We start from the raw sequence: 10,789 nt of genomic DNA on the forward strand, positions 1-10,789 counted from the left end.
GATTCAACTTAACAAGCGTGTCAAAAACAGAGCAAGGAGCCTGCAAGTGATTGCAAGCTCCTTACTTCCTACTACCCTTTGCTGGCCCCGGATGTTAATCCGTCCACCAGCAGTCGCTGCAGGAACATGAACAGAATAGTAATTGGCAGTGCTATCAGCACGGCTCCTGCAGCAAATAACGTAAAGTTCGTATTCTGGTTGCTGCTGACCATATCCCACATGCCCACAGCCAGTGTCCAATTCTCCTTCGTCCGCAGGACCAGCTTGGCGAAGATAAAGTCGACCCAGGGACCGACGAACTGAGTTAATGCCATGTACGTCAGCATCGGCTTGGAGAGCGGCAGGATGATTCTGCGGAAGATCAGGAAGTTGCTAGCCCCATCGATCCGTGCCGCTTCATCCAGGGAGCGAGGAATGGTATCCAGGAACCCCTTGGCGATAAATGTCCCCCCAAGCGGTGCCCCTGCCGCATACACGATGATTAGCGCCAGATGCGTGTCGAGCAATTGCAATTCCCGTAACAGCAAATAAATTGCAATCATACTCATAAATCCGGGGAACATGCCCAGCACAAGCAAGCCCGATAATGCTGTTTTGCGACCACGAAAGCGGAAGCGGGATACTGCATAGCTGGTTAACAGGGTTAACAGCACACCCAACAACATTGAGAACACAGCAATTTTGAGCGTATTCAAGTACCATGTGCCAAACAGATAAGTTTCCGAAGTAAATAGTTCTATATAATGGTCAAATGTAAACTGCTCTGGAATTAAGGTCTTGCTGTACAACGATTTCCCAGGTCGCAAAGAGCCGAAGATGACCCAGAGTGCAGGGTATACCGCTGCCACACACAGTAAAATAAGCGTCAAGTAGCTGGCTGCCAGCCGAATTGCAGTTTGTATTTTCCGTCCACTCATTGGATCATGTCCTCCTCTTTAAACGACTTGGTTCTGCGATAGTTGTAAATCGAGAACGAGGCGATGATCACGAAAATAATAATGCCGATGGCCGAAGCCATATTGTATTTGTTCTGATTCAGGGTCAGCTTGTAGAGCCAGGTCACGAGCAGGTCCGTGGCACCAGCATACTGGTAATCCCCCTTGACCGGGTCTCCTCCTGTAAGCAGGAAGATGGCATTAAAGTTGTTGATGTTGCCAGCAAACTGCGCAATCAAGGTGGGTGCCGTCGTGAACATAATCATGGGCATCGTTACAATCTTGAATTTCTGGAATCCCGTTGCCCCGTCCACCTCGGCTGCTTCATACAAATCCTTCGGAATCGTAGTCAACACACCTAAAATAAGCAGCATGGATACCGGAATGCCTACCCACATATTAACGATGATGACCGTCACCTTGGCCCAGAACGGGTCCGTCAACCACGGTAGACCCCCCAGGCCGAAATAGCCGAGATATTGGTTAATAGGCCCGAACTGCCCATTGAACATATTTCTCATGACAAGTAATGAAATCAACTGCGGGATGGCGTAAGGAAGAATCAGGATCGTTCTCCAAAGGCCCTTGAAGCGAATGCCCTTCTGATTGATCAGCAAGGCAACGAGCATCCCCCCGAAATAGGTTGTGACTGTGGAAAGCACCGCCCAAATAATCGTCCAGGTGAGCACTCCGTAAAATGTATGGCTCCAGGTCTTGAGCGCAATCAAATCCTTAAACGTCCCGAACCCGACCCAGTCAACCAACATGGCCGGAGGAATATGCTTCGGTGCTGAATAGTTCGTAAATGCAAGCAGCACCATGAACAGGATAGGCATAACGGTGAAGAACAGAATGCCCGTGGCCGGGATACTTAAGAAGGCAACGGCAAATTTGTAATCCAGCACATAACGTACGGACTGACCGAAATTATTCGGCTTCTTGCCCGTATCTCTTGCCTTCCCGATGTTATAAGCATCCCTCACGTTCATGATATAAATGACCAGGAACACAGCCAGAAACAACAGGGTGATCAAGCTTTGTATCATGATGAATATGGAGTGATCTCCGTCGATCCATTTGCCCTTGACCAGCAATCTGGGGACCTCGCCCAAGGTGACGATGCCCCAAATCGCATTGCCCAAATTTCTTATAAAGTAGGTAATCCCGAACACTTCAACCAGCAGCATAAGCAAGCCTTTAATATACTGCCGGTTGTATAGCTGTCCAAGTCCCATGCACAATATCGACAGGATGGTTGCGGTTTTCTTGTGTCTATCCATCTTCCTTCTCCTCTCCGCCCGCGAAAATCAAGGAGTGACTCCCAGGCAGACTTTATTGCGCTGCGCCGTTATTCAGATCCTCAATTTGTTTCATCGCCTTCTCCAACGCTGCTTTCGGATCTGCGTTATTGTTCCAAATCTCCGGCAATGCCGCATTCATCGGTGCCCATACGTTAGCCATTTCCGGAATGGAAGGCATTGGTTGTGAGTTCATTGCTTGTTCTGCAAAGGCAGACACATAGGGATCATTCTTGATTTGGTCAGCTTCGAGCGCCTCCACATTGGTAGGAACCGCACCTACTTTTTCATTCAACAGAAGCTGAGCTTCTTTGGAAGAGGCAAAGTTAGCGAACAGTTTGGCTGCGTTCGGATACTGAGTGAAGGAGTTAACCACCCATACCTTAATCCCGGAAAACGTGATGGCCGTCTTGCCATTCACCGACGGATATGGAGCAAGCCCCAAATCATCGCCCAATGCGGCCTTATAACCTGCAAGCTCCCATGGGCCGTTGATATCCATAGCCACATCGCCTGCGTTGAACAAACTCCGCTTGATATCCGGGTTGATATCTCCGCTGTTGATTGGCAATATTTCCTTCAAGCTCTGATACACTTTCAGACCCTCGATGGCCCCCTCGGTAGTCAAACCAATGTCCTGCGGATTGGTTCCGTTGTTACCGAACAGGTAACCTCCCGTGCTGGCAATAAAGGGATAGTTAAAGTACATGTTGCCTGTCTCCCACATGATGCCATATCTGTTCTTGGCTTTGTCCGTAAAAGTCTTGCCAAATTCAATCACATCCTGAAAATCCTTTGGTGCCTCAGGCAAAATCGCCTTGTTGTAGTACAAGGCCATCGTTTCAGCCGCACGTGGATAACCATAGAGCACTCCATCAAACGTAGAACCTTGAATGGATGCGTCCGTATTGCTCTTTACAGTTTCTTCAGCAAATACATCATTAGCCAAAATCAGGCCGGATGTCGCTGCATTCCCCAAATGGTCATGCGGTACAATCAGCACGTCGGCAGCCAGACCGGATGGGCCATCCTGGGTTAGCTTACCTACCTGATCCGGTGGAGCTACCTCTTCAATCTTCACTTTGACTCCGTATTTATCGGTAAATTGCTTGGCAATTTCTTCGGTAAATACCTTCTCTTCCTTGCTCTCCCATATCAGTAGTTCTGCTCCTTCTTCGGGAACCAAATCCTCAGGCGAGACGGTTTCTTCCGCATCGTTCCCTCCGGCATTCACGTTCTGGTTGGACGGCGTATTGGCTGGTGTATTACTGCCACTCCTGTTCGGACCACAGGCCGTGATTGAGACGACCAGCAGCAAAGCGATAGCCATTGTCAGTATCTTTCTGGATTTCATCATAGTTAACCCTCCCAGTTTGTTAAAGACGTAATCTAGCATACTTGCAATAACGGTAAGCGTTTTCAGCAAATACGCGAGCCTGCCGATATTTGAGGTGCATCGCCTAGGTTCTAGCTCACCAACTACCGAAAGCGCTTTATCTACGGGAACATCATACATCACGCCAAGCTCTTTGTTAAAACGTTTGCACAACGTATATTCAGCCATTTAAAGTTATTTTTCCTTAAATATCTTCTGTTTTCTTTAAATTACTTAAATTTCCTCATTACGTTGTCAATATTCCTTGGTATACATTGAGATTTTTTGCACAAGAACAATAGATCAATACTTTTTGTCTAAGTCGATAAGCATAGATAAAACAAGGGGAAACCCTGTCATATCGCTATTTTCTCTTCTTGTGCAACAGTTTGAACAATGCTATAATGCGGTTAAATAAAACATGAAGGCGCTGCTACCCCAAAGGTACATCCTCTGACCGGTTTTTCCGGCCTGGATGTGCCTTTTCTTACTTCGGGGCTCCTGAATTAGCTACCTAACGCCTTGCTTACTAACGACTGAGGAGGAATTCTGCTATGTTACTTGAAGCCGTTTACCATCGTCCCAAATTGAACTGGTCCTATGCCTATGATAAGCAAACCGTCCATCTTCGCTTGCGAGCCAAGCGAGGGGATTTGACCGAGGTCTTCGCTTTTGTAGGAGACAAATACATGTGGGATGAGAGCAAGGAATTGCTTCCGATGAGCCTGATGATCAGCGATGAGTTGTTTGACTATTGGGAATGCTCCTACCGCCCTCCTATGCGCCGGACGAAATACGGTTTCTTGTTAAAGTCCGGAGCTGAGCAAATTTGGATGACAGAGAATGAATTTACTAACGAGCGTCCTGCCGGACCGGAGCGGCTATTCGAGTTTCCTTTCATCAACCCGGTAGACGTCTTTACACCTCCAGAGTGGGTCAAGGATGCTATCTTCTATCAAATCTTTCCGGAGCGTTTCGCCAATGGAGACAAGAGTAACGATCCGAAGAATGTTCTGCCCTGGGGCGGCAAGCCAGAACGGGATAGCTTCTTTGGCGGGGATCTGCAAGGGGTTATCGATCATCTGGATCACTTAAGCCAGCTTGGGATTACGGGCCTTTATTTCACTCCGTTATTCGAAGCGACAACCAACCACAAATACGATACGGCCGATTATATGAAAATTGATCCGCATTTCGGTGACATCGAGACGATCAAAAAGCTGGTTGAGGCTTGTCATGAGCGGGGAATCCGCGTATTGTTCGACGCCGTGTTTAACCATTGCGGACGAACCTTTGCTCCTTTTATTGACGTGCTGGAGAAAGGTGAGGAGTCTGCTTATCGAGATTGGTTCCATATTCGGGAGTATCCTTTGTGCATCAAGGACGGAGTTCCGACCTATGATACCTTCGCATTTGAGCCCCTTATGCCCAAGCTGAATACCGAGCATCCCGAAGTAAAGGAATACTTGCTCAAGGTTGCCGAGTTCTGGATTAAGGAGATCGGAATCGACGGCTGGCGGCTGGACGTGGCGAACGAAGTGGATCATGCATTTTGGCGGGCTTTCCGGACTACGGTTAAGGCTGCTAATCCCGATGCCTATATTCTAGGTGAAATCTGGCATGAGTCATCAGGCTGGCTGCAAGGCGACCAGTTCGATGCGGTAATGAACTATCCGTTCACGGAAGCGGTGCTGGATTTTGTGGTACGCGGGACGTTGGATGCGGGCGGATTTGCCAATGCCGTAGGCAAGCAGTTATCACGCTACCCGTTGCAGGCGAGCGAAGTAGCATTCAATTTGCTGGATAGCCACGATACACCAAGATTGTTAACGTTGTGTGAAGGCAATCAGGCGAAAATGAAGCTCGCCGCCTTGATCCAATTTACTTATCCCGGCACGCCTTGTGTTTATTACGGGGATGAGGTTGGACTTGACGGTGGACATGATCCCGATTGCCGCAAATGTATGGAATGGGAACCGGAGCGTCAGGACCGTAAGCTCTTTGCATTCTATCAACAGCTAATCGCAGTACGCAAGCAGATCAAGCCTTTGCGAACCGGCAGCTTGCACTTCCTGCTGGCTAAGCCGGGAGATACCCGAATTGCCTTGGCACGTCGTGAAGGAGATGAGACTGTGCTGGTTCTATTGAATAACTATGATGCCGGGCAAACGATCAAGGTTCCGTCCACAGAGGGAACTTGGACGGACGCTTTCAGCAGCCAAACCTACGAAGCAAGGGGCGGTTACCTCCATGTCAAACTGCCAGCCTACGGCTATGCGGTACTGACAACGGCGAAGTAAACGAAGTTCTGTATTTACTTTACAATAGCCTTGGATTAATATTACACTGTAGGGCAAACGGTTTCACAGAGGAGGTTTTTTATGGCTGTTACCATTAAGGATGTTGCCAAAAAGGCCGGAGTATCGCCCTCCACCGTGTCCCGGGTGCTGTCCAATCATCCCAGAATCAGCGCGGAAACTTCGCAAAAAGTCAAACTTATTATGGATCAGCTTGGCTACCATCCGAACATGATGGCTAAAAGTCTGGTCTCCAAAACGACAAATAGCATTTGCATCATGCTGCCCAAATCGGCTGAGGAATTGTTCTCTAACTTCTTCTTCATGGAACTCATTCGCGGCATCGTCACGCAGGCTAGTCGTCTGGGTTATGATGTACTGATCAGTTCCGGCGCCAACGAGAAGGAAGAGATCGACAGCGTATCCCGGCTACTGAATGGACGCCGGGTGGACGGAGTGATTCTGTTGTATTCGCGACAGAATGATCCGGTAATCGACTTTCTGGAGCAAGGAGGTCATCCGTTCGTCGTCATCGGGCGAAGCGAGCAATATCCCGACATACTAACGGTCGACAACGATAATGTTCAGGCCTCTTACGACGCTACGAAGCATCTGATCTCCTTAGGGCATGAACGCATCGGCTTCGTCAGCGGCCCACCGGAACTTGTCGTATCCAAGGATCGATTAAAGGGATATCAGGCCGCATTAAAGGATGCCGAGTTGGAATGTCGTCCCGAGTGGATTGTTGAAGGGGAATTCCTGCAAGACAGCGGGTATCGGGCCATGTCATTTTTCATGAATTTGCCCAACCGACCTACAGCTCTCGTCACGATTGACGATGTCGTAGCCTTCGGCGTACTTCGCGGGCTGCATGAGTTAAAGTACAAGGTTCCTGAAGACCTTTGTCTCGTCAGCTTCAACAACATTCCGCTCGCTGAACTGTCGACACCACCTCTCAGCACGATGGATATCGGCATCTATAACCTGGGTTACACGGCATCACAAGTGTTAATTCAATCGGTGCAGACCGGTCTGGCCCAAGTGCAGCCCAAGCGGCAACTTATCCCCCATCGGCTGATGGTTCGTGATTCATCGATGTATTCGGTACCGAGGAAGTAAGCTGATTGCTATATAGCTATAGCAAAAGTAATGGAAGCGAAGGCTTCCTTTATTTTTCGCTCATAATTCAAACGTTTGCACAAAAGGAGGATCCGATGACGTACTCTATTCAAGCTTGCTTATTTGATCTGGACGGCGTGCTTGTTGATACGGCCAAATATCATTTTTTAGCCTGGAAACGGTTGGCCGCAGAACTGGGCTTTTCGTTCACCGAGCAGGATAATGAGAAGCTGAAAGGTGTTAGCCGCATGGCTTCGCTGGATATTTTGCTAAAGGTCGGCGGAATAGAACCGGGCGAAACCAAGAAGCAAGAGCTGGCTAAGCGCAAAAATGAATGGTATGTGGAATACATCTCGCAGATGGATGCCTCGGAAATTCTGCCAGGGGCGCTATCATTCCTGCAACAATGCCGGGAGAACGGGCTGAAGACTGCACTAGGCTCAGCGAGCAAGAATGCTCCCTTGATTTTACGAAATACCGGACTTACGCCGTATTTCGATGCCATCATTGATGGAACTCATACCTCCCAGACCAAGCCTGACCCTGAGGTGTTTCTGCTCGGAGCAAGAGAGCTTGGCGTTAATCCGGAGAACTGCGTAGTCTTTGAAGACGCAGAGGCCGGAATTGAAGCCGCCAGACGTGCAGGTATGCGCTGCGTAGGTATTGGGACACCGGAGACACTTGGCGCCGCTGATTTGGTCATTCCTTCTCTGGAAAGCATGACCCTGTCTATGATCAAGAAGCTGTAAAGATGCATAATCTTGAAGACGACTTTTTGAACAACCATCAAAAGTGCGAGTTCAAAAAGTTGGGTTTACAGGACCGAAGCCTATGCTTTCGATGTGCGTTTTTTCAAAACGCTTGAGTTGGATGAAGCCAGGGACTGAGTAGCGGAGCTACACGTTTTCGGAGAAAACGACTTCGAAAGCATGGGTACGTGAGCAACTCAAATGTTTCTGCAGGAAACATGCTACGTATGCATATACTAGGCCCGGCTGAATTCAAGATTCGATGTCGAATTGACTCCTCGAACAACTTCGTCCTGGGAAGACGACTTTTTGAACTAACTCTAAAGGAGCTGAAGATATTGAAATCTTACTTTACCCTTAACCCCTGGTCCATCCTGGAGGAATCCTTCGATCCCACCAAGCATGAAATCGCGGAAAGCGTCTTTAGTATTGGTAACGGTTACATGGGGCAACGCGCCAACTTCGAAGAACAATACAGTGGCCCCTCCCTGCAAGGCAGCTATATGGCTGGGGTGTACTATCCCGACAAAACGCGTGTAGGCTGGTGGAAAAACGGATACCCCGAGTATTTTGCCAAAGTGCTGAACAGCACCAACTGGATTGGCATTCACGTATTTATTGACGGTACGCCGCTAGATTTGGCTGCATGTCAGGTGAAGGACTTTGTCCGTGAGTTGAATATGAAGGAAGGTACCCTGTCTCGCCGCTTCACGGCAGTTATGGAGGACGGCAAGCAGATCGCTGTAGAGGCGCTGCGCTTCGTCAGTATTGTAAGGCATGAGATCGGGGCGATTCGTTATACAGTCACACCGCTCAATTTTAGCGGAGAACTACGCCTGGCCCCCTATCTTGATGGCGATATCAAGAACAAGGACTCAAACTATGAAGAGAAGTTCTGGCTGGAGGTAGACAAAGCGGCGAATCCGGAAGCCTCTTATTTGACCGTAAAGACCAAGAAGCTGGATTTCCACGTCACCTCCGTAATGGGCTTTGAGGTTTTTAATCAAGAACAACGTCTCGCGCTCACTCCTTCTTTTCACCAACAGGAGAAGTTTGTCTCTGCCGAGATTGGGGTTGCTGCCAGCCAGGGAGAGGCCGTGACCCTCTATAAGTATGTGGCCAACGTGACCTCTCGTGATGTAAAGCCAGAACAATTGGTGGAAGTCGGAACGGAAAAGCTTGCTGCCGCCAGAGAAGCCGGATTTGATGTTTTGTTGCAGGAACATATTGAGGCCTGGGCTGACAAGTGGAAGATGAGTGACATGATTATTGAGGGAGATGTCTCGGCGCAGCAGGCGATTCGCTTTAATATTTTTCAGCTTCATCAAACGTACAGCGGGGATGACGACCGGCTTAATATCGGGCCTAAGGGCTTTACGGGCGAAAAATACGGGGGTAGCACCTACTGGGATACCGAGGCGTATTGTCTCCCCTTCTACCTCAGCACCGCCGAAGCGGACATTGCTCGCAATCTGCTGATCTACCGCTATAAGCACCTTGAGAAGGCGAAAGAGAACGCACGTAAGCTGGGATTCTCCAAGGGGGCGCTTTATCCGATGGTCACGATGAACGGCGAGGAGTGCCACAACGAATGGGAGATTACTTTTGAGGAAATTCATCGAAACGGAGCGATTGCTCACGCCATTTATAACTATGTGAATTATACAGGGGATATGGCTTACTTGAGTGAATATGGACTGGAGGTGCTGGTGGAAATCTCCCGGTTCTGGGAGGAACGCGTCAATTACTCTCCGGCCAAAAACAAATATGTCATGCTTGGCGTTACGGGTCCAAATGAGTATGAGAACAACGTCAACAACAACTGGTATACGAACCGCATTGCCGTCTGGACGCTGGAGTATACCTTAGAAGCACTCGCTGCCCTTAAGCAGCAGGAGCCGAAGCGGTATGACGAGTTAATTGGCGGACTGAAGCTGGAAGATGACGAGACTCGTAAGTGGCAGCATATCATCAAAGAGATGTATTACCCGTACGATGAGGAACGGGATGTATTCTTGCAACAAGACGGCTTCCTTGACAAGGACTTAATCCCGGTTAAGGAGCTGGCACCGGAGCATTTGCCAATTAACCAGAATTGGTCGTGGGATCGTATTTTGCGTTCCTGCTTCATTAAGCAGGCCGACGTGTTGCAGGGGTTGTATTTCCTTGGCGATCGGTATGATCTGGAGACGAAACGGCGTAATTTCGATTTCTACGAACCGCTGACGGTACATGAGTCCTCCCTCTCCCCTTGCGTGCATGCTATTTTGGCTTGCGAGTTGGGCTATCAGGAGAAGGCGTATGAGATGTATCTGCGTACCGCCCGACTTGATCTCGACAACTATAATAACGATACCGAGGACGGCTGTCACATTACGAGCATGGCCGGAACGTGGATGGCGATCGCCCACGGCTTCGGAGGCCTTCGCGTTCAGCATGACGAACTGGTGCTGCGTCCCTTCGTGCCGTCCCACTGGACGTCCTTCTCGTTCAAGGTGATGTTCCGTGGCGCACGGCTGCAGGTGCAAGTCACCGCGGACAACATCCTCGTCACCAATGAGACGGAGACACCGGCCGCTATCCGAATTTACGATACGAGCTACACAGTTAACTCTCTGAGCCAAATCGAGGTGCCTCGACAGGCAGCGGCCTTGAGCTAAGGCAGGTAGGCGCAGGTAGGAAACAGCCGTTCACCACATTAAAATTGCGGTGAACGGCTGTTTGTTGCTGTGGAGTCGCGGGAATGGGTAGAGCGGATGCTTTAACACCCGCGCGATGGAGTTACGTGGAGCGGGTGAGTTGTGAAGTGAATCTGCCAAGTCCCAAGTGCGAATGAGCAGTGTCTAGGATGAGAAAAGCAGAGCCCACATTGAGTTAATGTAAATCGCCAATTAGCGGGAAATCCTCCAGCTAATTTTTATTTTTTTCGCTACCTTAAACAATTAACTGGAATTTATCCATATATTTTCGGCCTTTTGGTCAATATCGGGTAAAAACCAACGATTTATATGGAGGT

General features: G+C 49.1%; 7 protein-coding genes. 4 read left to right on the forward strand and 3 right to left on the reverse strand.

Going from position 1 to position 10,789, the window contains the following annotated elements; genetic code table 11:
• Positions 1-71 precede the first annotated feature (71 nt).
• From AC1VOR_RS13960 to AC1VOR_RS13970, 3 genes are read right to left on the reverse strand one after another with little or no spacing between them, the layout of a single operon-like run.
• Positions 72-917: a sugar ABC transporter permease gene (locus AC1VOR_RS13960; protein ID WP_482618560.1), complete on the reverse strand. Its 846-nt coding sequence runs from the start codon at positions 915-917 to the stop codon at positions 72-74.
• Positions 914-2,215: a carbohydrate ABC transporter permease gene (locus tag AC1VOR_RS13965; RefSeq protein WP_482618561.1), complete on the reverse strand. Its 1,302-nt coding sequence runs from the start codon at positions 2,213-2,215 to the stop codon at positions 914-916. The genes AC1VOR_RS13960 and AC1VOR_RS13965 overlap by 4 nt, the downstream gene beginning before the upstream one ends.
• A gap of 52 nt (positions 2,216-2,267) precedes the next feature.
• Positions 2,268-3,587: a sugar ABC transporter substrate-binding protein gene (locus AC1VOR_RS13970; RefSeq protein ID WP_482618575.1), complete on the reverse strand. Its 1,320-nt coding sequence runs from the start codon at positions 3,585-3,587 to the stop codon at positions 2,268-2,270.
• A gap of 575 nt (positions 3,588-4,162) precedes the next feature.
• On the opposite strand from AC1VOR_RS13970, the gene AC1VOR_RS13975 reads away from it, so the two are divergent.
• The 4 genes from AC1VOR_RS13975 to AC1VOR_RS13990 all read left to right on the forward strand — a co-directional run bounded on the left by AC1VOR_RS13975 (position 4,163) and on the right by AC1VOR_RS13990 (position 10,433).
• A complete protein-coding gene (locus AC1VOR_RS13975; protein ID WP_482618562.1) occupies positions 4,163-5,908 on the forward strand; it encodes an alpha-glycosidase in 1,746 nt (581 codons plus the stop codon).
• Between the two features lie 81 nt (positions 5,909-5,989).
• Positions 5,990-7,024 (forward strand): LacI family DNA-binding transcriptional regulator, encoded by a 1,035-nt coding sequence (locus tag AC1VOR_RS13980; protein ID WP_482618563.1) that lies wholly within the window; start codon positions 5,990-5,992, stop codon positions 7,022-7,024.
• Positions 7,025-7,119: 95 nt separating this feature from the next.
• Positions 7,120-7,773, forward strand: coding sequence for a beta-phosphoglucomutase (pgmB, locus tag AC1VOR_RS13985; protein ID WP_482618564.1), 654 nt, complete (start codon positions 7,120-7,122; stop codon positions 7,771-7,773).
• A 338-nt stretch (positions 7,774-8,111) separates the two neighbouring features.
• On the forward strand, positions 8,112-10,433 hold the full coding sequence (locus AC1VOR_RS13990) for a glycoside hydrolase family 65 protein (RefSeq protein ID WP_482618565.1): 2,322 nt from the start codon (positions 8,112-8,114) through the stop codon (positions 10,431-10,433).
• Positions 10,434-10,789 lie beyond the last annotated feature (356 nt).

Source organism: Paenibacillus sp. 1SOY10, assembly GCF_056836745.1.

Coding starts and splice junctions, on each gene's coding strand:
- AC1VOR_RS13960 (WP_482618560.1), bottom strand. CDS start 917: ATGAGTGGACGGAAAATACAAACTGCAATTCGGCTGGCAGCCAGCTAC.
- AC1VOR_RS13965 (WP_482618561.1), bottom strand. CDS start 2,215: ATGGATAGACACAAGAAAACCGCAACCATCCTGTCGATATTGTGCATG.
- AC1VOR_RS13970 (WP_482618575.1), bottom strand. CDS start 3,587: ATGAAATCCAGAAAGATACTGACAATGGCTATCGCTTTGCTGCTGGTC.
- AC1VOR_RS13975 (WP_482618562.1), top strand. CDS start 4,163: ATGTTACTTGAAGCCGTTTACCATCGTCCCAAATTGAACTGGTCCTAT.
- AC1VOR_RS13980 (WP_482618563.1), top strand. CDS start 5,990: ATGGCTGTTACCATTAAGGATGTTGCCAAAAAGGCCGGAGTATCGCCC.
- pgmB (WP_482618564.1), top strand. CDS start 7,120: ATGACGTACTCTATTCAAGCTTGCTTATTTGATCTGGACGGCGTGCTT.